This window comes from Herbaspirillum hiltneri N3 (assembly GCF_001267925.1).
Taxonomy (GTDB): Bacteria; Pseudomonadota; Gammaproteobacteria; order Burkholderiales; family Burkholderiaceae_D; genus Herbaspirillum; species Herbaspirillum hiltneri.
The window spans coordinates 2,028,307-2,053,242 of record NZ_CP011409.1 but is presented as its reverse complement, the minus strand read 5'-3'; the positions used below and the strand labels follow the sequence as shown (position 1 = coordinate 2,053,242).

The window sequence follows — 24,936 nt, the reverse complement described above, 5'->3', positions numbered from 1 at the left end:
ACATTGTAACGGCGATTGCCGGGCAGAAAACCGGCTAGCGGAAATCCGCGGCAAATCAGGGCGGGCCGCCCTATTGATCGGATAGCGTAATTCCATCGGGCCGGTCTGGCGCTTCGTCTATAATCTTAACCGTTTTGCAGCGCAATATAGGATAAACGGCAACATAAGCCGCCGTCTCGGGTAACGCAGTTGACAATCCTCGCGCCTGCATTGAAATCCGGCAGTCCGGCATCATTTTCTTCCCATGCCGCTGCACCCCGCTTCTGTTCAGTTCATTAAGAGTATTTTATGACCACGCCCAAACACGCCAAGGTTTTGATTCTCGGTTCCGGCCCCGCCGGTTACAGCGCAGCCGTCTACGCAGCCCGCGCCAACCTCAATCCGGTGCTGATCACCGGCGTCGAGCAAGGCGGCCAGCTGATGACCACCACCGACGTTGAAAACTGGCCCGGCGATCCGATGGGCGTGCAAGGCCCGGAACTGATGCAGCGCCTGCTGCAGCACGCCGAGCGTTTCAACACGGAAATCATTTTTGACCATATCCACACGACCAAGTTGTCGGAACGGCCATTCCGCCTGATCGGCGACTCCGGTGAATATACCTGCGACGCGCTGATCATCGCCACCGGCGCTTCGGCGCAATACCTCGGCCTGCCGTCGGAAGAAGCCTTCATGGGCAAGGGCGTGTCGGCCTGCGCCACCTGCGACGGCTTTTTCTATCGCGGCAAGGAAGTCGCCGTGGTCGGCGGCGGCAACACCGCGGTCGAAGAAGCGCTGTATTTGTCCAACATCGCCAGCAAAGTCACCATCATCCATCGCCGCGACAAGTTCCGTGCCGAGCCGATCCTGATCGACCGCCTGCTGCACAAGGTCACCGAAGGCAAGATCGACATCAAATGGCATCACACGCTCGATGAAGTCGTCGGCGATGAAAGCGGCGTCACCGGCATCAAGATCAAGTCGACCCAGGACGGCAGCGTCACGCCGATCACGCTGCACGGCCTGTTCATTGCCATCGGCCACAAACCGAACACCGGCATCTTCGACGGCCAGCTGGACATGCATAACGGCTACATCAAGACCCGCACCGGCCTGGAAGGCTTCGCCACCGCCACCAGCATCAACGGCGTGTTTGCCGCCGGCGACGTGCAGGATCACATTTACCGCCAGGCCATCACCAGCGCCGGCACCGGCTGCATGGCCGCGCTGGACGCCCAGCGCTACCTGGAAGGCCTGGAGTAAGCGGCTTGTCATCGCAGCCCTCCCTCTTCATCGCGGGAGGGCTTTTTCATTTCTTACCGGCCTCACCGGCTCGACAATCATGGCGACCATCAAGGATTTTTCGGCGCTCAAGTCATTGCGCAAGGATCTCAAGGCGCAGGAAGAAGCCCGCCTCGCCGCCGAGCGCCAGCGCCTGGAGGACGAAAAGCGCCTGCGCGCCGAAGCCGACATTTTCCGCACCAGCGTCGGCAAGATAGCACCGCTGCGCAGCAATGAAAAAGCGGCCCTCGTTCCGCCGCAACCGTTGCCGATCGCGCGCCACCACATTGCCGACGAACAGGCGGCGCTGATGGAATCGTTGTCCGACGAATTCACTTTCGACACCCTGCTCGACACCGATGAGAACCTCAGCTTCGCGCGTCCCGGCGTGGGCAGCGACGTGCTCAGCAAATTGCGGCGCGGCCATTGGGCAATCCAGAACCAGCTCGACCTGCACGGCCTGCGCCGCGACGAAGCACGCGAAGCGCTCGGAGAATTCCTGCGTCAGGCGCGCCGACGCGGCCAGCGCTGCGTACGCATCATCCACGGCAAGGGACTGGGCTCGGTCAACAAGGAGCCGGTGCTGAAACAGAAAGTGCGCAACTGGCTGGCGCAGAAGGACGAAGTCATCGCCTTTTGCCAGGCGCAACCGGCCGATGGCGGCTCGGGGGCGCTGATCGTGTTGCTGCAATCGAGCGCACCGGCGGCGCGCTAGCACTGATCAACGAATTTTCAGTATCTCGGCAAGCCAGTCGACGAACACCCGCACACGCGGCGACAGATGGCGATTGTGCGAGTACACGATCGCCACCGGCAACGGCGGCGGCTTGAACTCCGGCAGCACTTCTTCAATCATGCCCTGCGCCAGCAAGTCCTCCGCGCCCAGCAAAGGCGCCTGCACCAATCCCAGTCCCGCCAGGCAACACGCCATATAAGCCTCGGAGCTCGCGACCGATACCTGGCCACGCAGCTTCAACGTCTTCAGCTCGCCGTTCTGCATGTACTCCCACGGCAGCTCGCGGCCGGTGCGGCTGGAAAAATAATTGATCATCACGTGCTGCCCCAGCTCCGCCAGCGTACGCGGCCGGCCGTGGCGATCGAGGTAGGCCTTGGAAGCGCAAGTGATCTGCTCCATCGCGCCGATGCTGCGCGCAATCAGCGTTGAATCGCTGAGGAGGCCGACCCGCACCACGCAGTCGACGCCTTCGCCGATCAGGTCGACGAAGCGATCGCTGGCATTGAGTTTGACGCTGATGTCCGGATAACGCGCGAAGAACTCCGGCAGGCGCGGAATGACGTTCTTGTGCGCCAGCCTTTCGGGCAGGTCGACACGCACCACGCCCTGCGGCTGTTCGTTGTCGAACAGGTTCTCGACATCCTGGAATTCCGCCAGCAAGCGCTGGCAACGCTCAAGGTAAGCCGCGCCGTCGTCGGTCAGCGTGACCTTGCGCGTGGTCCGCTGCAGCAAGCGCACGCCGACGCGCTTTTCCACCGCCTGGATGGCGTTGGTCACGGTCGCCGCAGGCAAGCCCATCTGCTCGGCAGTCTTGCTGAAGCTGCCCAGTTCGGCGACGCGCACGAATACTTCCATTGCCTGCAAGCGATCCATATTGATAATTAATTATTTTCGAATAAAGAAATCATTTTAACGCCATTTATTCGAAATTAAACAAGTCCAATAATATCACCATGCGCCAAGGAATGGCTGCTGTCGCCCTCTCTCCGGCTGGCGCCCCTCACTTTTCGACTGGAAGGAATCATCATGGAACAACGCATACTCGGCCGCGACGGCCTATCCTCGTCGGCCCTCGGCCTCGGCTGCATGGGCATGTCGGATCTGTACGGCCCGGCCGACGAACAAGCCGGCGTCGACACCATCCATGCCGCGCTGGACGCCGGCGTCACGCTGCTCGATACCGGCGATTTCTACGGCATGGGTCACAATGAAATGCTGATCCGCGACGCCTTGCGTAGCAAAGGCGGCGCCGGAGCCGGCAGCCGCGACAAGGTCCTTCTGAGCGTGAAATTCGGCGCCATGCGCGACGCCGGCGGCAACTGGGTCGGCATGGACAACCGTCCGGCGGCGGTCAAGAATTCCCTGGCTTATACCTTGCGCCGTCTGGGCACCGACCATATCGACATCTACCGTCCGGCGCGCCTCGATCCATCCGTGCCGATCGAAGACACCGTGGGCGCCATCGCCGACGAAATCAAGGCTGGCCGGGTGCGTCACATCGGCTTGTCGGAAGTCGGCGCGGACACCCTGCGCCGTGCTCACGCAGTGCATCCAATCACCGATTTGCAGATCGAGTATTCACTGATCTCGCGCGGCATCGAAAAAGATATCCTGCCGACCTGCCGCGAACTGGGCATCGGCATCACCGCTTACGGCGTACTGTCGCGCGGCCTCATCAGCGGTCATTGGGATCCGGCGCGCAAGCTGGCGGCGAACGATTTCCGCGCGCACAGCCCGCGCTTCTCGGGCGACAACCTGGCGCATAACCTGTCGCTGATCGACGTGCTGCGCCGTGTCGCCGCCGACAAAGAGGCCACACCGGCGCAAGTGGCGATTGCCTGGGTACTGGCGCAAGGCAGCGATATCGTGCCGCTGGTCGGCGCACGCCGCCCGGAACGCCTGACGGAATCGCTGGGCGCGCTCAAGCTGACGCTGACGGCACAGGATCTGGCGCGCATCGAAGAAGCAATTCCGGCCAATGCCGCGGCGGGCGATCGCTATGCCGCGCATTCGATGGCGCATCTGGACAGCGAGAAGTAAGACCATCGCGGGGAAGCGCCCCGCCCCGGCCGGTCAGAACAGATTGAACTGGCCGGACGGGGACGCTCTCGCCGGCCGGGCGGGCGCCACGAATTGCGAGGCGTCGAGCATGTCGAACCAGCCGTGCTGATGCATGCCGCTGCGCTGCACGGCCTTTTCAAAACGCTGGCGTATCAGCTCCGCCCACACGCCTTCACCGCGCATGCGCGTGGCGAAATCGGAGTCGTTGTCCTTGCCGCCGCGCATTTCGCGGATGCGGTTCATGACACGGTTCGCCCGCTCCGGAAAGTAGGTCTGCAGCCATTGCTGGAACAGCGGATTCACCTCCCATGGCAAGCGCAGCACGGTGTAACCGGCGCGGCGCGCGCCGGCCTCTGCGGCAGCCGCGACGATGTCTTCCAGCTCCGGCTCGTTGATGAAGGGAATCACCGGCGCAACGCTGACGCTGACCGGAATGCCCGCTTCAGCCAGCGTGCGGATTACCCGCAGGCGGCGCGTCGGCGTGGCCGCACGCGGCTCCAGCTTGCGCGCCAGCGCCGGGTCGAGCGTGGCGATGGTGACGGCGGCAATCATCTGGCGCCGCGCGGCCATCGGCGCCAGGATATCGATGTCGCGTTCGATCAGCGAAGATTTGGTGATCAGCGCCGCCGGATGACGGCAGTCGCTCAGTATCTGCAACACGCGCCGCGTGATCTGCAGTTCTCGCTCACATGGCTGATAGGCGTCGGTATTGATGCCGACGGTAATCGTCTCGGGCAGATAGGACGGCTTCGCCAGCTCGCGCAGCAGCAATTCCGGTGCGTTGGTCTTGGCAAAAATCCTGCTCTCGAAATCCAGCCCCGGCGACAGGCCGAGATAGGCGTGCGTGGGCCGCGCGAAGCAGTACACGCATCCGTGCTCGCAGCCGCGATACGGATTGAGCGACGCATTGAAAGGCAGGTCGGGCGACTTGTTGCGGCTGATGATGGTCCTGGCGGTTTCTTCGGTGATGATGGTGCGCAGGGCCGCAGGTTCGCCGCCTTCGTCCGTTTCTCCATTCTCCGGTTCAGGCACGCCCCAGCCGTCGTCGAAACCGACGCGTTGTTCCACTTCATAGCGTCCCTGCATATTGCTGACCGCGCCACGGCCCTTGCGCGCATCGAACACGCGCGTGAATGTCTCGCCTTCGCTCTCGCGCACTTGCGTGATTTGCAACGGTACTTTGCGGTAACCGGACTTGCTCATGGGGTCATTGCCTCCGCATTTGAATACTGTACATATATACAGTATTTTAAACCAAATGCGATGGCAATCGTGAAAACAGGGATTTCCCTGAATTGACGGCCTCAGTTCATGAAACGGGCGTCCTTGGTCATAGTCGCGATATCCACGTACATCGACCCTTGATGCCGGGTGGAGGAGAAATTGACGGCATAGCCGCCGCCGTCATAGTTGCGCGCGTTGATGCTTTCGAGCGCACGGATCAGGCGCTCGCGCGTGAGATTGCGCCCTGCCCGTTTCAGCCCTTCCACCAGCACGCGCGCGGCAATATAGCCTTCCAGGCCGGTGACGGAGAGTTCTTCGCGGCCGGCTTCAGCCACGCGCTTGCGATACTCGGCGACCAGCGGCATCGACATCCGCCACGGCAACGGCACCACTTGCGTAACCAGGAGGCCGTGCGCCAGTTCGCCCAGTTCGCCGGCCAATTGCTTGTTGCCGACGAAAGACACGGCGAAGAATTGGCCGAGGAATCCATCGTCGCGCAAGCCGCGCACGAGGCGCGCGTTGACCTGGTAGTCGGCACTCACCAGCATGACGACGTCGGCATGCACGGCCAGCGTCTTCTCGATCAGCGGCGCCAGATTGATCCCGCCGTGGCTGATGCCGATGCTGGTCAGCTCGATGGCTTCGCGCCGTGCGTGGTTTTCCAGGTCCTGCTTGAGCGACACGCCATACTGGTCTTGCTGATACAGCAGCACCAGCTTGCGCGTGCCGAGCCAGTTCATGTTGCGCAGGAAACGGGCATATTCGTCCGCATAACTGGCGCGAATCGAAAACAGATGGCGGTTGAAAGATGGCTGGAGCGCGCCGCCGGTGAAAGGCGCGAAGAAAGGAACACGTGCCCGCGAAGCGATCTGCAGCCCCGCCTGGCTGGCCGGCCAGCCGACGAATCCGAACAGGGCGAACACCCCGTCCCGCTCTATCAGTTGTCGCGTGTTGTAGGCGGCGAGAGACGCCGTGTACTGGTCGTCGCGGGTGAGCAGCTCAATACGCCTGCCGTGGACGCCGCCTTGCTGGTTGATTTTGTCGAAATAGATTTTGGCGCCGTTCAGCGCCTGGCGCGCGTATTGCGCCGTGGGGCCGGACATGCCGGCCGATTGCCCGAGCAGGATGCGGGTATCGGAGACGCCGGCGCCGGCATGTGCGGGGGAGAACAAACACATGAACAGCAAGATCGGAAGAATTCGAAACAACCACCGAAGCTGCTCCGACATGCGATCCCCCCTTCACGGTGTTATACCGCTTCCGCTCCTGTCTCGCCGGTACGGATGCGAATGACCTGTTCGACTTCCTGTACGAAAATCTTGCCGTCGCCGATCTTGCCGGTGCGCGCGGCCTTGATGATGGCGTCGACCACCGGTTCCACCACGCTGTTGTCGACCACGACTTCGATCTTCACCTTGGGCAGAAAATCGACCACGTATTCGGCGCCGCGATACAGCTCGGTATGACCCTTCTGGCGGCCGAAACCCTTGACTTCGGTGACGGTCAGTCCGGTGACGCCGACTTCGGCCAGCGACTCGCGCACTTCGTCCAACTTGAACGGTTTGATGATAGCAGTGACTTGCTTCATGGCTATTCCCTCCTTATAAAATGTCGCAGAAAATCGAATTAAATCAATAAAAGTTTTTACGAAACACTCTTAATTATGAGCGCGGCACGACGTAATATTATTCGCGGAATCTTGATGTAATCGGATATCGCCAATCACGGCCGAACGCTCTGTGCGTGACCCGGATACCGACCGGAGCCTGGCGCCGCTTGTATTCGTTGATCTTGATCAGGCGCGTGATGCGCTCGATATCGTCCTTCTGGTAACCGGCCCGCTCGATCTCGCCGATGCTGAGGTTCTCTTCCATGTACATCTGCATGATGGCGTCGAGCACTTCATACGGCGGCAGCGAATCCTGGTCTTTCTGGTCGGGCCGCAACTCGGCCGACGGCGCACGCGTGAGAATGCGTTCCGGAATGACTTCGGAAATACTGTTGCGGTAAGCACACAGGCGATAGACCAGTGTCTTGGCGATGTCCTTGATCACCGCGAAGCCGCCGGCCATGTCACCGTACAAGGTGCAGTAGCCGACCGCCATTTCGCTCTTGTTGCCGGTGGTCAGGACGATGGAACCGTACTTGTTGGACAGCGCCATGAGCAGCGTGCCGCGAATGCGCGCCTGGATATTTTCTTCGGTGGTGTCTTCCTTGAGTCCCTTGAACTCCTCGGACAGGGTGCTGCGGAAGGCCGAGAAGCAGTCGTTGATCGGGATCTCGTCGTAACGCACCTTGATGCGCTCGACCATGTCGCGCGAGTCGATCCAGGAAATGTCGGCAGTGTAAGGCGACGGCATCATGATCGCGCGCACCTTGTCGGCGCCCAGCGCATCGACGGCGATGGCCAGCGTCAGCGCCGAATCGACGCCGCCGGACAGGCCGATCAGCACACTAGGGAAACCGTTCTTGCCGACGTAGTCACGCACACCCAGCACCAGCGCCTGGTATACCTGCGCTTCGATCGACAGCGCAGGCGCCATCTGCGGATTGCGGATCTGCACGCCGTCGAATTCGATGACCTGCAAATCTTCCTGCGCGTGGGCGAGGCTGGCGACCAGCTCGCCGGCGATATCCATGGCGAAGGAATTGCCGTCAAAAATCAATTCGTCCTGCCCGCCCACCAGGTTGGCGAACACCAGCGGCATGCCTTGTTTGGTGACGTTGTCGCGCATCACGTCGAGGCGCAGCAACTGCTTGTTCATGTGATACGGCGAACCGTTCAGGATCAGCAGGACTTGTGCACCGGCATCCCTGGCGCGCGCAGGAGCGCGCGGGAACCAGGTGTCTTCACAGATGTTGATGCCGAATTTCGTGCCCTTGACGTCGAACACCAGCGGCGTCCCGTCAGGCGTGAAGTAGCGTTTTTCGTCGAACACGCTGTCGTTGGGCAGTTCCAGCTTGTGGTAGCTGCCGGTGATCCGGCCGTTCAGCAGGACCGATGCCGCGTTGAAGCGCGCACCATCCTTGAGCACCGGATGACCGACGACCACGTGTACGTCTTTCAGTGTCGCCAGCTCGGCCGTCAGCGCTTGCAACGCTTCTTCGGTTTTTGCGTAGAATGCCTGACGCAGCAACAGGTCTTCAGGCGGATAGCCGACCAGCGACAACTCCGGAGTGAGGACGATATCCGCACCCTGCGCTGCGGCACGGCGAGCGAATTCGACGATTTTGTTGCGATTGCCCGAGATATCCCCAACGGTGCTGTTGATCTGGGCGATGGCGACTTTGACTGACATGATGGCCACAAGTAAGAAATAACGGTAAGAAAATGACGAAGAGTAAGGACGGAACACCTGTGCCAGGGAGCTGCACGCAGTGAACGCAGAGGCTCATTATCGCACGCGAATCATTTCTTCTCTGGCAGAAGTTGGCCGGCCGGCATGGGATGCGCTGCTTGCCGCCCAGGCCGACGCGACGCCTTTTTTGTCCTACGCTTTCCTGCATGCGCTGCACGAAAGCGGCTCCGCCGCCAGGGACACCGGCTGGGAGCCGCAATACCTGACGCTGTGGCAAGGCGATACCTTGAAGGCGGCCCTGCCGCTCTACCTGAAATATCACTCCTACGGCGAATACGTCTTCGACTGGGCCTGGGCCGAAGCCTACGAGCGTCACGGCTTGCCCTATTACCCCAAGCTGCTGTCGGCGATTCCGTTCACGCCGGTCAGCGGCGGCCGTCTTCTCGCGGTTGACGGCGCCGCGCGCCAGGCGCTGGTGCAAGCCTTGCAGGAACTCCAGGAAGCTGCGCAGACCTCGTCCACCCACGTGCTCTACCCTCCCGCGGCGCAAGCGCAGACGCTGGCCGAGGCTGGCTTCATGCTACGCAGCGGCGTACAGTTCCATTGGCACAACGAAGGCTACCGCGACTTCGCCGAGTTCCTGGCGACGCTGGAACGCAAGAAGCGCAAGAACATCCTGGCCGAGCGCCGCAAGGTGGGCGAAGCGGGCGTGACGTTCCGCCATCTGCGCGGCCATGAAGCCGGCGAAGGCGACTGGCGTTTCTTCCACCGCTGCTATCGCCACACTTACGCGGCGCATCATTCGACGCCTTACCTGAACCTCGACTTTTTCCTGCGCATTGCCGCCGAGATGCCGCAACACCTGCTGCTGACGATCGCCCGTCGCGACGGCAAAGCCATCGCTTCGTCGCTGGTGGTGTACGACGACGACGCGCTGTACGGCCGTTACTGGGGAGCCCTGGAAGAGGTGCCTTGCCTGCATTTTGAAACGGCTTACTACCAGCCGCTGGAATTCTGCATCGACAACCGGATCGCCTGGTTTGAAGGCGGCGCCCAGGGCGAGCACAAGATGGCGCGCGGTTTCCTGCCGCAAAAAACCTGGTCGGCGCACTGGCTCGCGCATCCTTCGTTTGCCGATGCGGTGGAGCGTTTCCTTGAACGGGAAGGCGGCGGCATCGACGATTACCTGAGCGAACTCAACGAGCGCAACCCGTTCCGCGCGGGTTAATTCCGGCAGGGACAAAAAAAGCGCACCCGCAGGTGCGCTTTTTTCTGCAATGCAAGGATTGCCTGATTATTTGGCTTGCTGCTTCTGGTAGGCTTCGACGCCGGCCAGGATTTCCGCCTTGGCCGATTCAGGACCTTCCCAGCCGTCGATCTTGACCCATTTGCCCTTTTCCAGGTCCTTGTAGTGCTCGAAGAAATGCTGGATCTGCTTCAGGCGCAGTTCGTTCATGTCTTCCGGCTTTTGCCAGTGCGTGTAGATTGGCAGGACCTTGTCGACCGGCACGGCCAGCAGCTTGGCGTCAACGCCCGACTCATCGGTCATCTTGAGCACGCCGATGGGACGGCAACGCACCACCACGCCTGGGAACAGCGGGAACGGCGTGATCACCAGCACGTCGACCGGATCGCCGTCTTCCGAGAGAGTTTGCGGGATGTAGCCGTAGTTGCACGGATAGTGCATCGCGGTACCCATGAAACGGTCGACGAAAATGGCGCCGCTATCCTTGTCCACTTCATACTTGATCGGATCGGCGTTCATCGGGATCTCGATGATCACATTGAAGTCGTTGGGCAGGTCGCGGCCGGACGGGACGTTATTCAGGCTCATGGTGCTTTCTCGTAAAGAAATGATGGGATGGGAAACCCGGAATTATAACGGCATTCAGGCCGTCAACCTCAATCTGCGCCGAATCCGCATGCTCTTGAAAACAGGCAATAAAAAAGCCGCCGGGGCCTTGCAGCGACCCGGCGGCTATTTTCGAACCTGCAAAAACTAACGAATCGCCGTCGCCAGCGCGCATTGCTTGTAATGCGCCGCGGCCTGTTCGTGCTGGTCGAGCGCATCATGCAGCTGGCCAAGGCTCAGATGCGATTCGCGCACGGTGCGCGGCTCGATCGCATCGGACAAGGCTTGCTCCAGATGGCGCTGGGCCTTGCCCCACAGCTTCTGGCGCAGGCAGAACATACCCAGCGTCAGCGCCAGTTCGGCATCGGTCGGACGTTTCGCCAGCCAGGCCTCGCAGCGTTCGATCTGTGCCAGCAGCGCAGGCGAACCGGCTTCCGCCGTCGAATCGCGGTAGGCGCGGATCAAGCGATCATCCCAGTCGGCGGCCAAGGCGCGTTCCAGCAAGGTGCGCGCTTCGTCGTGCAGGCCACGGCTGCTGAAGGCCTGGGCGGCGCGCGCAGCGATATAGGGCTTCAGGCGATCAGCGTTGGGCACCTCGGCCCACAGGCGGCGGATCGATTCGGCGTCATGCGCACGGTCCGACAGCAAAGCGTCGTAAGCCATTTCGCGCAGGCGATTGGACAAGGCCGGATGCAGCGCATTGCGCTTGTCCAGCGTTTGCACCAGACGCAGCACTTCCGGCCAGTTCTTGGCTTGCTGATTGGCCTTGAGCGCCCATTGCAGCGCCTGGATGTGGCGCGTGCCGTTGGCGTTGAGCTCGTCGACGGTGTCGAGCGCGGCCTTGAACTGGTGGTCGTCGACCAGCAATTCCAGCGTCGTCATCAGGCGTGCGGCCTTGAGGCTGTTATCGCCGTCGGTGCTGGCCAGCCAAATGTCGCGGCGGTCGGTCTGGCGCATGCGATGTGCCGCACGCGCGCCGACCAGCGCAGCGATGCCCGCGTTGTCGGGCAGTTCGGCGGCGCGCGTGGCGGCTTTTTCAGCGTGGCCGAAACGGCCTTCGAAGAACGCCTTGAGCGAGTCGCGCAAGGCCTTGTTGCCGTCGTTTTCACGCTTTTGACGGCGATAGGCGATCACGCGGCCGGGCAGCTTCTGGGTCAGGCGCACCGCACGGATCAGCACATACAGTGCGATGAACAGCACCACCACCGCAGCCAGGAAAAAGTTGAGCGACAAATCGACGCGGTACGGCGGATAGAACAGCACGACGTTGCCGGGATTGAAGCGCGCCAGTACCGCCAGGCCGATGGCGGAAGCAAACAGGGTCAGGAGCCAGAGGAGAATTCGCATATAAAGTTCTGTCGTTGTCGTCGTTGTCGTTTAATGCAACGGCTTCAGCGACGGCCTTTGTAATTGCGCACCGCGTTGATGCTTTCGCTGAGCGTCGGCATCTGGATCGACAGGTTGCTGCCCTGGACTTGCTTCAACAGCGCCTGCGTGGTTTGCACTTGCTTGGCGCGGGTATCGAAGTACTTGGCGATGGTGTCTTGTGCCGCGCTGAGATCGTTGCGGAACGCAAACTCGTTGCGCGACAGCAGCGCCAGGCGTGCATTGAGCAGACGCAGCTTGAGGTTTTCACGGGCATAGTAAGCCTGGGTCGGCGACAGCAGCAAGGCGTCCGGCGTATCGACGCTGCGGATGCGCACCAGCTGCTTCAGTTCGGTCCACATCTCGGCGCTGAAGCTTTGCCACTTTTCTTGCGCATCGGCCAGCCAGTCGCTCGCAGGCGCCGCAGCGGGCTGTTCCTTGCCGTTCACCTTGGCGGCGGCTTTGGGAGCGGCGCGCGCCGCTTGCTTCTTCGGTTCGGTCACCGACACCACCGGCTTCTCGTCCGACAGCAAAGGCATGCCGTCAATCTGGCCGATGATGCTGTCGAGGCGCACGGCGATGCCGGGGACGTCGACCGTCGGCAAGGCTTTCAGGCGATCCTGGTCGCGCGCGATGGCGCGGCGGATGGCGATGAACTGCGGCTTGTCGGAGCGCGACAGGCTCTTGTCGGCGTTCTGCAAGGCGATCAGCGCACCCTGCACGTTGCCCGCCAGTTCCAGCTGCTGGCTGGCCGTCGAGAGGACCTCTTCGATTTCCGACAGGGCCCAGTCGTCGCGGTTCTTGGAAAGATCCTGGTAGAGCTGCTCAAGCGCCAGTTGCTGGCTTTGCGACTCGGCCTGCTTGCTGTCGAGCACGCTGACCTTGGCTTGCAATTCCTTGGTGCTTTCCTGGACGGTCTTGAGCACGCCCTTGACTTCGGTATTGGCGACGTCGCCGGTTTGCAGGCGGCGTGCGACTTCTTCGCGCAGGCCGCGGATTTCGCTATGCGACATCCACCACTGCACGACCAGCACGATGGCGAGGATCGCCACCAGCAGGGTCAGCAGCCGCAGGCGCTTTTTCAGCACGCCATTGTCCGAAGGTGTAAAGGAAGGGAGCACCATGCTCGCCTGCAGTCCGGGATCCGCTTTCGCGTCCGGCTGGTTCTGGTCGGGGGAGGATTGCAGTTCGTTCATGCTGGGGATTGTAACGCGGCAATCAGGCGTTCGTCCCCTGATCCGGTCATGGTCACAAGGGAGAAACCCAGCGATTGCGCTGTTTCAGCGATCCGCTGGTGCGAAACGATGATTTCGTTGCGTTGTAGTTTTACCACACAGTCCTGTCCCAGCATGTCGGCCGTGATTTGCCGTAGGTTGCGCAAGACCTCGGAACTGGTAACCACCCATTCGCTGCCGGCGTCGATCAGGCTGCGCAGATGCGCGGCCTTTTCAGCGTCGATTTGCGGCAGCCGCCGCTGATAGGCGGTCACGTGATCAACCTCGACCTGCCCGGCGCGCAGCATGTCGGTCAAGAAATCCCTCCCGGCCTGACCGCGCACGATCAGCACACGTTTGCCGCGCAGCGCATCGAGGTCGAGCGATTTGAACAATTCTTCGGAATCCATGCGCTCGCTGTTGCGCGGCGCGTAGATGGAGGCATGTGACGCGTCGACGCCGTGGCGCTGCAGAGCCAGCCGGCTGCCTTCGCCCACAATGCCGATGGCCACGGCTTGCGGCCATGACGGAATGAACTGGAACGCGGCATCGATGGCGTTGGGGCTGACAAACACCACCAGCGCATAGTGCTCCAGCATGGACAGCACGCGTTGCAGTTCGGTGCTGTCGGCCACGGGTGCAATTTCCAGCAAGGGGAAAATCACCGGCAGGCGACCGATCGCCGTGACTTGCGTGGCGAACGCACCGGCTTGCGCCAAGGGGCGCGTGATGACTACCGGCCTGGAAGCGCGTTCCTTCACGGCGTCCCCTTCAGTTCAGAGTGAAGACGGATGGATGATTGACGCTGAAACAATCGATGCTGAATCATTCAGCCGCATCACCGTCAGCGTCAGCCTTGCATGCCGCCAGGATCGCTGCAGCGCCCTGCGCCTGCAGCAAGTCGGCAATCTGTTTTCCGAGCGCGGCCGGGGCTTCGGCCGGACCGTCGGCTTCGGCTGCGGCGACTTGCTTGCCGTCCGGCGTCGCCACTAGGGCGCGCATGTGCATGCGATCGCCTTCGATGGTGGCGAAGGCCGCCAGCGGAATCTGGCAACTGCCGCCGAAGGTGCGCGACAGCGTACGCTCCGCCGTCACTGCGCGATCCGTTGCGAGATGGTTGATCGGCGCCAGCACGCGTTGCAAGTCGGTGCGTTCGGCCAGGATTTCGATGGCCATGGCACCCTGCCCTGGAGCCGGCAAGCTTTGTTCCGGTGCGATGGCGGAACGGATGCGCGACTCCAGACCAAGGCGTTTCAGGCCGGCGACGGCAAGAATGATGGCGGCATAATCGCCGCGGTCCAGCTTGCCCAGGCGCGTATCGAGATTGCCGCGCAAAGGCTTGATGACCAGGTGCGGATAGCGCGCCGCGATCAGGGCCTGGCGGCGCAGGCTGCTGGTGCCGACCACTGCGCCCGCAGGCAACTCGTCGAGTCCCGCGTAATCGTTGGAGACAAACGCATCGCGCGGATCTTCCCGCTCCAGAATGGCGCCCAGCACAAATCCTTCCGGCAGCTCCATCGGCACGTCCTTGAGCGAATGCACCGCGAAATCGGCGCGCCCCTCGGCCATGGCGACTTCCAGCTCCTTCACGAACAGCCCCTTGCCACCCACCTTGGACAAGGTGCGATCGAGGATCTGGTCGCCGCGCGTGGTCATTCCGAGGATACTTATGCTGCACTGCGGATATAATGCAGCCAACCGGTCGCGCACATGCTCGGCTTGCCACATGGCGAGACGGCTTTCGCGCGAAGCGATGACCAGACTGGAGGGAGGAAATTCTTTCAAGACGGCTCTTCCGGTAGTCGCCGAGTCATCTGTGAAGATGCCCGGCGCATAAAAATATAAAAAAAGTGAGGCAAACAAGTGAGCAGATTCTAGCACGCAGCATCACTGACAGTTCGACCAGCACGCCCGACTTTCTCCTCTGAAAACCGTAGCAATTGTTGATCATGGCAACTAAACCAAAAACCCAAACCCCTGCTCGTTCTGCCCCTGTCCGTTCCGATAAACCTGCTGAAAAACGTACCGCCAAAACCGGCGCCGACAAAGACGCGCCGCTCAAGGAAGACATCCGTCTGCTGGGCCGCCTGCTCGGCGAAGTGCTGCGCCACCAGGAAGGCGACACCGTCTTCGAAGTGGTCGAAACCATCCGCCAGACGGCCGTGCGCTTCCGTCGCGAATCCGACGCCAAGGCCGGCGCCGAACTCGACAAGCTGCTCAAGAAACTGACCCGCGACCAGACCAACTCGGTGGTGCGCGCGTTCTCGTATTTCTCGCACCTGGCCAACATCGCCGAAGACCAGCACCACAACCGCCGCCGTCGCGCCCACCTGCTGGCCGGCTCGGCACCGCAACCGGGCAGCGTCGCTTACGCGCTGTCGCGCCTGGACAATGCCGGCGTGTCGGGCAACACCGTGCGCAACTTCCTGTCGGAGTCGCTGATCTCGCCGGTGCTGACTGCGCATCCGACCGAAGTGCAGCGCAAGAGCATCCTCGACGCCGAGCGCGAAATCGCCCGCCTGCTGGCGCTGCGCGACCAGCCGCTGACGCCGAAGGAATTGCGCGACAACACCGAGCTGCTGCGCGCACGCATCGCCACGCTGTGGCAAACCCGCATGCTGCGCTACACCAAGCTGACGGTCGCCGACGAAATCGAAAACGCCCTGTCCTATTACCGCATCACCTTCCTGCGTGAATTGCCTGCGCTGTACGACGACATCGAGGAAGAAATCCACGCGCAGTTCCCGTCGCGCTTGCGTACCAAAACTAGTGCGCGCACCACACCGGCGGAACTGCCGCCGTTCGTGCAGATGGGCAGCTGGATCGGCGGCGACCGCGACGGCAACCCCAACGTCAATGCCGGCACCATGCAGCGCGCGCTGCAACGCCAGTCGACCACAATCTTCGATTTCTATCTCGATGAAGTTCACGCGCTCGGCGCCGAACTGTCGATCTCGACATTGATGGTCGACGCCAGCGCCGAACTGCTGGCGCTGGCCGACGCATCGCCCGACAACTCCAACCATCGCGCCGACGAGCCGTACCGCCGCGCGCTGATCGGCGTGTATGCGCGCCTGGCCGCGACGGCCCGCCATCTCGGCGTGGTCAACATCCTGCGCCAGGAAGTCGGCGCCGCCGCGCATTACGCCGGCCCGGAAGAATGCATCGCCGAACTGCAGGTGCTGGTCGACTCGCTCAACGCCAATCATGGCGGCGCACTGGTCAAGCCGCGTCTGGCGGTGCTGAAGCGTTCGATTGAAATCTTCGGCTTCCACCTCGCCACGCTGGACATGCGCCAAAGCTCCGACGTGCACGAGCGCGTGCTGGGCGAACTGTTCGCCAGCGCGCAGGTCGAGCCGTCCTACGCCGGCCTGAGCGAAGAAAAGAAAATCGTCCTGCTGCTGGCTGAATTGGCTAAGCCGCGCCTGCTTTATTCGCCCTACCTGACGTATTCGGACGAAACCAATTCCGAGCTGACCATCCTGCGCACGGCCCGCGAAATCCGCCAGCGCTACGGCGCGCGCGCGATCCGCAACTACATCATCTCGCACACCGAAACTGCGTCCGACCTGTTGGAAGTCTTGCTGCTGCAAAAGGAAACCGGCCTGCTGCACGCCGACGCCAAGGATCCGTCCAAGCTGGTCGAACTCGAACTGATGGTGATCCCGCTGTTTGAAACCATCCCCGACTTGCGCTGCGCCGCCGACATCATGGAGCAATGGCTGTCATTCCCGCAGGTGACGCCGCTGATCGACAGGCAAGGCAAGCTGCAGGAAGTGATGCTGGGCTATTCGGACTCCAACAAGGACGGCGGCTTCCTGACCTCGAACTGGGAGCTGTACAAGTCGGAAAACCGCCTGGTGGAATTGTTCAACCGCGCCGGCGTCAAGCTGCGCCTGTTCCACGGCCGCGGCGGCACCGTCGGCCGCGGCGGCGGCCCGAGCTACCAGGCCATCCTGGCGCAACCGCCGGGCACGGTCAACGGCCAGATCCGCCTGACCGAACAAGGCGAAATCATCGCCTCCAAGTTCTCCAATCCGGAAATCGGCCGTCGCAATCTGGAGCTGCTGGTCGCCGCAACGCTGGAAGCGAGCCTGATGCCGGAAACCACCGACGCCAAAGAGACCCGCAAACTGGCCGAGTTCGAACGCGTCATGGGCGACCTCTCGGATCGCGCTTACCAGGCGTATCGCAATCTGGTCTACGAGACCCCGGGCTTCACCGACTACTTCTTCGCCGCCACGCCGATCGCCGAAATCGCCGAGCTCAACATCGGCTCGCGCCCCGCTTCGCGCAAGTCGACACGCCGCATTGAAGACCTGCGCGCGATTCCATGGGGCTTCTCGTGGGGCCAGTGCCGCCTGCTGTTCCCGGGCTGGTACGGCTTCGGCAGCGCGGTGTCGGAATGGCTGCAGGAAGGCGGCAGCAAGGAGAGCGCAAAAAAACTGGCGACGCTGCGCGCGATGTACAAGGAATGGCCGTTCTTCGCCGCGCTGCTGTCGAACATGGACATGGTGCTGTCCAAGACCGACCTGGCCGTGGCGTCGCGCTATGCCGGACTGGTCGCCGACCGCAAGCTGCGCAACGCGATCTTTGGCCGCATCGTGGGCGAGCACGATCGCACCAGCCAGTTGCTCGGCTCGATCACCGGCAACAAGGATCGCCTGGCCGGCAATCCTTTGCTCGCGCGTTCGATCAAGAACCGCTTCGCCTATCTCGACCCGCTGAACCACTTGCAGGTCGAGTTGATCAAGCGCCACCGCTCCACCGCAGCATCCGGCAAGAAGGTCGAGGAACGCGTGCAGCGCGGCATCCACCTGACCATCAACGGCATCGCCGCCGGCCTGCGCAATACGGGCTGACAGCCCTGCTCTGCCTGCTCCGCCCGCTCCCTGACGCCCGATACGGGTGCGGGGAGTGGGGAGCGGTGGCCGGCATCAGGAAAATCACGATAGCAAGTTTTGGAGTGCGGCGGCATCATCGGCTGGTCAAGATGAGCGCTCCGCATTGCGTCAGGAAGTGTCATGAAACCAGCCGATCTGCTCCGCCTGCTAGCACTGGCCGCCATCTGGGGCGCCAGTTTCCTGTTCATGCGCCTCGCTGTGCCGGAAATGGGTGCGCTCAATACCGCTTTCTTTCGGGTGCTGTTCGGTGCGGCCGGTTTGCTGCTGTTGCTGGCCGTCTTGGGCGTAAAATGGCGCTTTCAGGGCAAGCTACGCGCCACAATGTTGCTCGGTGCCATCAATTCGGGCTTGCCGTTCGTGCTCTTCAGCGTGGCCGCCAAGGTATTGCCGGCCGGTTACTCGGCCATCCTCAATGCGACGACTCCCTTGATGGGCGTGGTCATCGGGGCATTATTTTTCGGCGATAGGCTGACACCGCGCAAGGTGGGCGGCGTGATGCTAGGCCTGGCCGGCGTTGCAGTCCTGACAAGGACCGGACCGGTGGCTTTTGACCCGGCGACTGTTTCAGGTGCGCTGGCGTGCCTGCTGGCGACCAGCTGTTACGGCCTGGCCGGTTTCCTGACCAAGCGCTGGATCACGGATCGCGGCGGCCTGGACAGCAAACTGGTGGCATTTGGCAGCCAGTTGGGTGCCGTCGCGCTGCTGCTGCCATTTTTTGCCGTCATGACAATCCTGGAGGACGGCCCGGCCGCTCCGCTGCGTGCCGGCATTGGTACGTGGTTTGCTTTATTGATTTTGGGATTTGTATGCTCTGCGCTGGCTTACATTTTATTTTTCCGATTAATTGCCGATATAGGTCCTGTTAAGTCATTGACCGTCACGTTCCTGATCCCGTTGTTCGGGGTCTTGTGGGGGTGGCTGTTCTTGCAGGAACAATTATCGTGGGCGTATGCCGCCGGCGGCGCACTGATCGGGATGGCGCTGCTGCTGGTGTTGATGCCCGCGCAAGCAGGCTCAAAACAAAAGATTGACGGCAAATCCCCGGCAAGCTGATCTCATGCAGGTCGGCGCCAGGGGTTGCCAACACAACAAGGGGAAGTTCATGGGTACCTGGGGTAAAACCATCGCGTCGCTCTGCCTCGCAGGGCTGTGCGGACACGTTGTTGCCGCCGCGCCGAAGGAAACGGTCAAGCAGCTGCCGCCATTGCGCACCGAACGCGTCACGCTGACCAGCGTCGATACGCCGGGCGGCAAGGCGACTGCATTGTTCGGCTTCTGGTTCAAGGGCAAAGGCAAGTCCGAAAAGAAAGCCACCATCATCGCCCTGCACGGTTGCGGCGGTCTCTACAGCAGCGTCAACAAGGAAAAGATCGAATTCACGCCACGCCATATCGCCATGGCGCGCGCGCTGACCGATGCCGGTTATAACGTCTTGTTCCCCGACAGTTTCACACCGCGCGGCCGCCGCTCGATCTGCCAGGAAAGCCTGCAGCAGCGTGAGGCCAGCAGCGCCAACCGCCGTCTTGACGTGCAGGTCGCACTGCGCTGGCTGGCCACGCAGGACGATGTCGACTATGCCCGCGTCGGCATGGTCGGCTGGTCGCATGGCGCCACCACCATCCTGTCGGCGCTGAACCTGGCGCAAACCGATGTCGCCGTACGCAAGGTGCAGCCCAAGGCCGCCGTGGCGTTTTATCCGACCTGTACGGCCTTTTCGAAAAACCGCACGCCTTACAAGCCGGCCGCACCGATGCTGATCCTGATGGGTGAAAACGACGACTGGACGCCACCGGAAGCCTGCGAATCGCTGGAAAAGAAAATGCAGGACAGTGACACGCCGATCACGCTGCGTCTCTATCCCGATACCTACCATGACTTCGACGCGCCAGGCATGCCGATGCACGTGCGCATGGACATCCCCGGCGTCGGCAAACCGGGCGCCGGCGTCACCAGCGGCGGCAACGCCGATGCGCGCGCCGAGGCCTATCGCGAGATGCTGAAATTCCTGAAGGACAAGCTGGACTGAACGCTGCGCCAGCCATGAAAAAAGCGGATGAAGCCTAGGCTTCATCCGCTTTTTTTCGTCCCATGACGGATGATCAATCTGCCCGGAATTCGCTGCGGCCAATGGTGTCAATGGTGTCAATGTCGTCACGAACAACAAGAACAACTATTATTGACGAGATTATCCAGAAGATAAGCCAGCACTCCCGGAAGGACGTCTATGCCGCACCGACTCAAGATGATTCCCATGACAAGCAGCGATTTTGAACACTTTGTCGACACCTCGTCAGCCGACTATGTCGAGCAATGCCGCCTGAGCGGCCTGCCGTCGCTGGCGACCAGCCAGCTGCAGGCGCGCGGCAATGTGCAGGCATTGTTGCCGCTGGGACTGGCCACCCCGGGACACTACCTGATGCTGCTGCAAGAGGAAGACAGCGGCGCCAGCGTGGGTGAGATCTGGTTTGGAGAAGTGACGGAAGACGGCCTGACCTCGGCCTTTCTTTATGACCTGACGATCGATGCGGCATATCGCCGGCGCGGTTTTGCCGGCGCGGCATTGGAGTTGCTGCTGGAAGAAGCCCGGCTGCGCGGTCTCGGCAGCGTGAGCCTGAATGTATTCGCGCACAACACCGCAGCGCAGGCGCTCTATCGAAAAGCCGGATTCGCCGCCAGCGAAATCACGATGGTCAGGGAATTGTAGAAGCACGAGATACGGATCGCGCAAAAATTACGGCCGGCAATGCCGGCCGTAATCCCACGAACTCATTTCATCATCAGCAGGCGTGAGATGCGTTCCGGTCGTTTCCCCGGAAGTTCTCAGGAAATCAATTCCTCCATCCCCGCCCCCAACTCGGCCAGCGGCGGCAGATCGTCGAGCAGCACACCCGACTTCACACCGAGCTTGGCAGCCACATCGTCGGGGAAGGTCGATTCCATTTCCTCGCGGGAATATTCGTTCTCTTCCGCGCGAGCACGCCAGGCGGCGATATGGATCACGGCGGCGATCTTGTTGAACGGTTCGGCTTCCAGCGGATTCGGGAACGCAGCGATGGTCGCCGAGAATTCTTCCGGGAAGCGCCAGCGCTTGGCCAGTTCCGCACCGACGTCGGCGAAGTCGTAACCGAACGAGGTGTGCTCGACATCCAGGCGGCGTGCGTCAATGGTGCTGGCGATCTTGTCGACCTGGCGGGTCTGCTCGGGCATGGCGGCATGCATGACGAGCTGGCCGATGGCGTGCATCAGGCCGACCGTGAACGCGAGGTCCGAATTGAGACCCTGCTTCTTCGCCAGCCATTTGGCGACGATTGCGGTGTGCAAACTGTAGCGCCAGAACAACTTGAGATCCACGCCGGACATGGACTTGAAGCTGCCCGTGAGGCCGGTGCTGACGACCAGCGTGCGCACGGTCATGAACCCCAGCATCAGTACGGCGTCATCGACGGTGCCGATGCTGCGCGAGACGTGATAGTAGGACGAATTTGCCAGGCGCAGCAGCTTGGCGCTCAGCACCTGGTCGGCGCTGAGTTTTTTGGCGATGTCCTCGATCGAGACGTTGTCGTTATTAAAGCTCTCGATGACTTCCTGCACCACTTTGGGAATGCTGGGTAACGCCGCTTGCTGCTGAAACAGTGCTTCAAGATTCATGAGACCTCTCCCCGGACGAGTCCAAATACGGCAAATTCGAATAGTTTGGATTTACAAAACAGCGTTTTGAGTATCTTAAAGATTTGGCAAGTGTGCAATGGTTTTTGTGCCATCCTCCTCCGCAATCGGCATCCATACCACGCAGAAAATTCCCTATTGACTCCGCCCGAAAACGGCTGCGGCGTGGCTCAAATGTCATCGACTTGCTATAATCGCGTATTCTTCGGGACCCCCACTATGACAGCACAATTATCGAAAAAAGGCGAAGCCTGGTCGGCTCGCTTTTCCGAACCCGTTTCCGATCTGGTGAAACGATACACCGCCTCTGTCTTTTTCGACAATCGCCTGGCGCAATTCGACATCCAGGGCTCGCTTGCCCATGCCGAAATGCTGGCGCACCAGCAAATCATCAGCGCGCAAGACTACGCCGACATCCAGCGCGGCATGGCGCAAATCAAGGGTGAAATCGACGGCGGCCAGTTTGAATGGCTGCTCGACCTCGAAGACGTCCACCTGAACATCGAAAAACGCCTGACCGAACTGGTCGGCGACGCCGGCAAACGCCTGCATACCGGCCGCTCGCGCAACGACCAGGTCGCCACCGACATCCGCCTGTACATGCGCGCCGCCATCGACGACATCAGCGGCCTGCTGCGCGACCTGCGCGCCGCGCTGGTGGATCTGGCCGAACAGCATGCCGACACCATCCTGCCCGGCTTCACCCACATGCAAGTGGCGCAGCCGATCACCTTCGGCCATCACGTGCTTGCCTACGTCGAAATGTTCGGCCGCGACGCCGAGCGCATGGCCGACGCCCGCAAGCGCGTCAACCGCCTGCCGCTGGGCGCTGCCGCACTGGCCGGCACGACCTTCCCGATCGACCGCCTGCGCGTGGCCAAGACGCTGGGCTTCGACGACGTCTGCCGCAATTCGCTGGACGCCGTTTCCGATCGCGACTTCGCCATCGAATTCTGCGCCGCCGCCGCCATGGTCATGACCCACATCTCGCGCATGTCCGAAGAGCTGGTGATCTGGATGAGCCCGCGCGTCGGCTTCATCGATATCGCCGACCGCTTCTGCACCGGTTCGTCGATCATGCCGCAAAAGAAAAACCCCGACGTCCCTGAACTGGCGCGCGGCAAGACCGGTCGCGTCAACGGTCACCTGATCGCGCTGCTGACCCTGATGAAAGGCCAGCCGCTGGCCTACAACAAGGACAACCAGGAAGACAAGGAACCGCTGTTCGACACCGTCGACACGCTGACCGATACGCTGCGCATTTTCGCAGACATGGCGCGCGGCATCACCGTCAAGCCGGACGCCATGCGCGCCGCAGCGCTGCAGGGTTACGCCACCGCCACCGACCTGGCCGACTATCTGGTCAAGAAGGGCCTGCCGTTCCGCGACGCCCACGAAGCCGTCGCCCACGCGGTGCGCACCTGCGTCGACCGCAACTGCGACCTGTCGGACCTGACGCTGGACGAACTGCGTGCATATTCGCCATTGATCGAGAACGACATCTTCGCCGTCCTGACGCTGGAAGGCTCCGTTGCCGCCCGCGACCACATCGGCGGCACCGCCCCGAATCAGGTGCGCCAGGCGATTGCGGAGCTGCGCAAATCGCTGTAAAGAATGCAACGCAAGAAATAAAGCAATAAAGAAATACCAGCGGCATCCGAACTGCCAACGCGCCCCGGATGCCGCTGTACTGAGTCTGTACCAAAAGTAGCAGTGCGAGGTAATCAGCAGGACCGCTCCGTCTTCGGATGGAGCCGCATCAAATCTGTCATCAGTGTCACCTCCGCTTCGGCGGAGTCAGCAGACGGTTGCAAGGCGGCTTATCAGGTTGCAGTGCAGCAGTGTGTTTAAACCGGTTTACGGTATTCTTGACCGGTTGTATCCCAAAGACCGCACGACGGTCTAAAGAGGATGGAGCAAATAGGGAGGTCCCACCAAAGACTTCCTGCGCCGGTACCCCCGGCTCATATTTCGCGTCATCCTCTATAAGAATATCTAACTAAGGAGAGAACTCGATGCGATTCAACATGCTTAAAACTGCTTTAAAGACCTTGCCTGCGCTGATGATCGGCGTGACCATGGCAAATGCCGCACTGGCCGCCGACGTCAAGCTCGGTCTCGCCGCTGCGCTGACCGGCCCTGCCGCCAAGTACGGCGTCGCCATCAAGAACGGCTTCACCCTGGCCACTGATGAAGTCAACGCCAAGGGCGGCGTCAACGGCAACAAACTGGTTCTGATCCCGGAAGACGAGCAAGGCAAGAAAGAAGAAGCCATCAACGTCTTCAAAAAACTGATTTTCCAGGACAAGGTGCTGATGGTCTTCGGCCCGACCTTGTCCAACTCGGCATTCGCTGCTGACCCGATCGCCAACGCCTCCAAGGTCGTCGCCTTCGGCACCAGCAACACCGCCGACGGCATCACTGCCATGGGCCCGTTCACCTTCCGCAACTCCGTCATGGAAGCCGACGTGCTGCCAGTGACCGTCAAGGCTGCCGTCAAGCATTTCGGCATCAAGAAGGTTGCCGTGATTTACGGTAACGACGACGCATTCACCAAGTCCGGCTACGACGTTTTCAAGGCCACGCTGGAACAGCAAAAGATCCCGGTCACCACGACTGAAGCGTACGCCAAGGGCGACGTCGACTTCAAGGCGCAGCTGACCAAGATCAAGGCCGGCAATCCCGACGCCATCGTCTGCTCCTGCCTGGCTGAAGAAGCGGCCAACATCATCCTGCAAACCCGCACGCTGGGCATGAAGCAACCGTTCATCGGCGGCAATGGCCTGAACTCGCCGAAGCTGTTTGAAATCGCCAAGGACGCCGGCGACAACACGCTGATGGGCAGCCCATGGTCGGCGGAAAACCTGACTCCGGCCAACAAGGCGTTCATCGCCGCGTACAAGGCCAAGTTCGGCACCGACCCTGACCAGTTCGCAGCACAAGCCTACGACGCGCTGTATGTCGTGGTCGAAGCGCTCAAGAACGTCAAGCTGTCCGGCGCTCTGGACAAGGACCGCGACGCCCTGCGCGCAGCCCTGCCTGCAGTGAAGATCGACGGCGCGACCGGCAAGTTCGCCTTCCGCCCGGCTCCGCCGGTAGCCGGCAAGCAAGTCGGTTTCGACGCGCAGCAGGAAGCGATCGTCAATATCGCCAAAGGCGGCAAGTTCGTTCTGCTGAAGTAATCTTCGGTCGAACCGCGACGCTCACAAAGACTCCGGTATTTCTTACCGGAGTCTTTTTGTTGCATCGCTTGCCCCAGCTCACTGATCGCGAAAAAGAACAGGCTCATCAAAAGCCGCTTTTCTGATGTAACGAGGGTACATCGCCAACCTGCACGTTCACTCAAACGGCAGAT

General features: G+C 61.4%; 22 protein-coding genes. 11 read left to right on the top strand and 11 right to left on the bottom strand.

What is annotated here, in order from left to right; genetic code table 11:
- Window positions 1-288 precede the first annotated feature (288 nt).
- Together trxB and F506_RS09225 are read left to right on the top strand one after the other, a co-directional pair.
- Window positions 289-1,242, top strand: a complete 954-nt coding sequence (gene trxB / locus F506_RS09230; RefSeq protein ID WP_053196829.1) for a thioredoxin-disulfide reductase — start codon at window positions 289-291, stop codon at window positions 1,240-1,242.
- Window positions 1,243-1,321: 79 nt separating this feature from the next.
- Window positions 1,322-1,975, top strand: a complete 654-nt coding sequence (locus F506_RS09225; protein ID WP_053196827.1) for a Smr/MutS family protein — start codon at window positions 1,322-1,324, stop codon at window positions 1,973-1,975.
- Window positions 1,976-1,981: 6 nt separating this feature from the next.
- Here the strand turns inward: F506_RS09225 and F506_RS09220 are convergent, their stop codons facing one another.
- Window positions 1,982-2,869 carry a LysR family transcriptional regulator gene (locus F506_RS09220; RefSeq protein WP_053196826.1) on the bottom strand — a complete coding sequence of 296 codons (888 nt, stop codon included), beginning with the start codon at window positions 2,867-2,869 and terminating at the stop codon, window positions 1,982-1,984.
- A 153-nt stretch (window positions 2,870-3,022) separates the two neighbouring features.
- Between F506_RS09220 and F506_RS09215 the strand changes: the two genes are divergently transcribed.
- Window positions 3,023-4,036, top strand: a complete 1,014-nt coding sequence (locus tag F506_RS09215; protein WP_053196824.1) for an aldo/keto reductase — start codon at window positions 3,023-3,025, stop codon at window positions 4,034-4,036.
- 33 nt (window positions 4,037-4,069) lie between these two features.
- On the opposite strand, the gene F506_RS09210 is transcribed toward F506_RS09215, so the two are convergent.
- From F506_RS09210 to F506_RS09195, 4 genes are all read right to left on the bottom strand, one after another.
- Window positions 4,070-5,260 carry a PA0069 family radical SAM protein gene (locus tag F506_RS09210; RefSeq protein ID WP_053196822.1) on the bottom strand — a complete coding sequence of 397 codons (1,191 nt, stop codon included), beginning with the start codon at window positions 5,258-5,260 and terminating at the stop codon, window positions 4,070-4,072.
- Window positions 5,261-5,361: 101 nt separating this feature from the next.
- Complete coding sequence (locus F506_RS09205; protein ID WP_158443124.1) at window positions 5,362-6,459, bottom strand: ABC transporter substrate-binding protein; 1,098 nt, start codon at window positions 6,457-6,459, stop codon at window positions 5,362-5,364.
- A 71-nt stretch (window positions 6,460-6,530) separates the two neighbouring features.
- Window positions 6,531-6,869 (bottom strand): P-II family nitrogen regulator, encoded by a 339-nt coding sequence (locus tag F506_RS09200; RefSeq protein WP_007881397.1) that lies wholly within the window; start codon window positions 6,867-6,869, stop codon window positions 6,531-6,533.
- Window positions 6,870-6,966: 97 nt separating this feature from the next.
- A complete protein-coding gene (locus F506_RS09195) occupies window positions 6,967-8,580 on the bottom strand; it encodes an NAD+ synthase (RefSeq protein WP_053196817.1) in 1,614 nt (537 codons plus the stop codon).
- A 79-nt stretch (window positions 8,581-8,659) separates the two neighbouring features.
- Between F506_RS09195 and F506_RS09190 the strand changes: the two genes are divergently transcribed.
- Window positions 8,660-9,808 (top strand): GNAT family N-acetyltransferase, encoded by a 1,149-nt coding sequence (locus tag F506_RS09190; RefSeq protein WP_053196816.1) that lies wholly within the window; start codon window positions 8,660-8,662, stop codon window positions 9,806-9,808.
- 66 nt (window positions 9,809-9,874) lie between these two features.
- On the opposite strand, the gene ppa is transcribed toward F506_RS09190, so the two are convergent.
- Window positions 9,875-10,414 carry an inorganic diphosphatase gene (ppa, locus tag F506_RS09185; RefSeq protein WP_053196814.1) on the bottom strand — a complete coding sequence of 180 codons (540 nt, stop codon included), beginning with the start codon at window positions 10,412-10,414 and terminating at the stop codon, window positions 9,875-9,877.
- Here ppa and F506_RS23395 point away from each other — a divergent pair.
- The gene (locus F506_RS23395; protein WP_158443123.1) at window positions 10,413-10,583 is read left to right on the top strand and encodes a hypothetical protein; all 171 of its coding nucleotides are present in this window, start codon (window positions 10,413-10,415) and stop codon (window positions 10,581-10,583) included. The genes ppa and F506_RS23395 overlap by 2 nt on opposite strands.
- Here F506_RS23395 and F506_RS09180 read toward each other — a convergent pair.
- From F506_RS09180 to hemC, 4 genes are all read right to left on the bottom strand, one after another.
- Window positions 10,580-11,779, bottom strand: a complete 1,200-nt coding sequence (locus tag F506_RS09180) for a heme biosynthesis protein HemY (protein ID WP_053196812.1) — start codon at window positions 11,777-11,779, stop codon at window positions 10,580-10,582. The genes F506_RS23395 and F506_RS09180 overlap by 4 nt on opposite strands.
- 44 nt (window positions 11,780-11,823) lie before the next feature.
- Window positions 11,824-12,993, bottom strand: coding sequence for a uroporphyrinogen-III C-methyltransferase (locus F506_RS09175; RefSeq protein WP_053196810.1), 1,170 nt, complete (start codon window positions 12,991-12,993; stop codon window positions 11,824-11,826).
- Window positions 12,990-13,772 carry a uroporphyrinogen-III synthase gene (locus F506_RS09170; RefSeq protein ID WP_053196808.1) on the bottom strand — a complete coding sequence of 261 codons (783 nt, stop codon included), beginning with the start codon at window positions 13,770-13,772 and terminating at the stop codon, window positions 12,990-12,992. The genes F506_RS09175 and F506_RS09170 overlap by 4 nt, the downstream gene beginning before the upstream one ends.
- Before the next feature lie 64 nt (window positions 13,773-13,836).
- Entirely contained in the window at window positions 13,837-14,796 is a 960-nt protein-coding gene (gene hemC / locus F506_RS09165; protein WP_053196806.1) for a hydroxymethylbilane synthase, read from the bottom strand.
- A 164-nt stretch (window positions 14,797-14,960) separates the two neighbouring features.
- Here hemC and ppc point away from each other — a divergent pair, with 164 nt between their 5' ends.
- The 4 genes from ppc (at window position 14,961) to F506_RS09145 (ending at window position 20,619) form a co-directional block, all read left to right on the top strand.
- Window positions 14,961-17,873 carry a phosphoenolpyruvate carboxylase gene (gene ppc, locus F506_RS09160; RefSeq protein WP_053201417.1) on the top strand — a complete coding sequence of 971 codons (2,913 nt, stop codon included), beginning with the start codon at window positions 14,961-14,963 and terminating at the stop codon, window positions 17,871-17,873.
- 162 nt (window positions 17,874-18,035) lie between these two features.
- A complete protein-coding gene (locus F506_RS09155) occupies window positions 18,036-18,968 on the top strand; it encodes a DMT family transporter (RefSeq protein ID WP_053196804.1) in 933 nt (310 codons plus the stop codon).
- A gap of 49 nt (window positions 18,969-19,017) precedes the next feature.
- The gene (locus tag F506_RS09150) at window positions 19,018-19,941 is read left to right on the top strand and encodes a dienelactone hydrolase family protein (RefSeq protein ID WP_053201415.1); all 924 of its coding nucleotides are present in this window, start codon (window positions 19,018-19,020) and stop codon (window positions 19,939-19,941) included.
- A 198-nt stretch (window positions 19,942-20,139) separates the two neighbouring features.
- Complete coding sequence (locus tag F506_RS09145) at window positions 20,140-20,619, top strand: GNAT family N-acetyltransferase (RefSeq protein ID WP_053196803.1); 480 nt, start codon at window positions 20,140-20,142, stop codon at window positions 20,617-20,619.
- Between the two features lie 116 nt (window positions 20,620-20,735).
- On the opposite strand, the gene F506_RS09140 is transcribed toward F506_RS09145, so the two are convergent.
- Window positions 20,736-21,563 (bottom strand): HDOD domain-containing protein, encoded by an 828-nt coding sequence (locus F506_RS09140; protein ID WP_053196800.1) that lies wholly within the window; start codon window positions 21,561-21,563, stop codon window positions 20,736-20,738.
- Between the two features lie 237 nt (window positions 21,564-21,800).
- Here F506_RS09140 and argH point away from each other — a divergent pair, with 237 nt between their 5' ends.
- A complete protein-coding gene (argH, locus tag F506_RS09135) occupies window positions 21,801-23,192 on the top strand; it encodes an argininosuccinate lyase (protein ID WP_053196798.1) in 1,392 nt (463 codons plus the stop codon).
- A gap of 404 nt (window positions 23,193-23,596) precedes the next feature.
- The gene (locus tag F506_RS09130; protein ID WP_053196796.1) at window positions 23,597-24,763 is read left to right on the top strand and encodes an ABC transporter substrate-binding protein; all 1,167 of its coding nucleotides are present in this window, start codon (window positions 23,597-23,599) and stop codon (window positions 24,761-24,763) included.
- The last annotated feature ends 173 nt before the right edge of the window (window positions 24,764-24,936 follow it).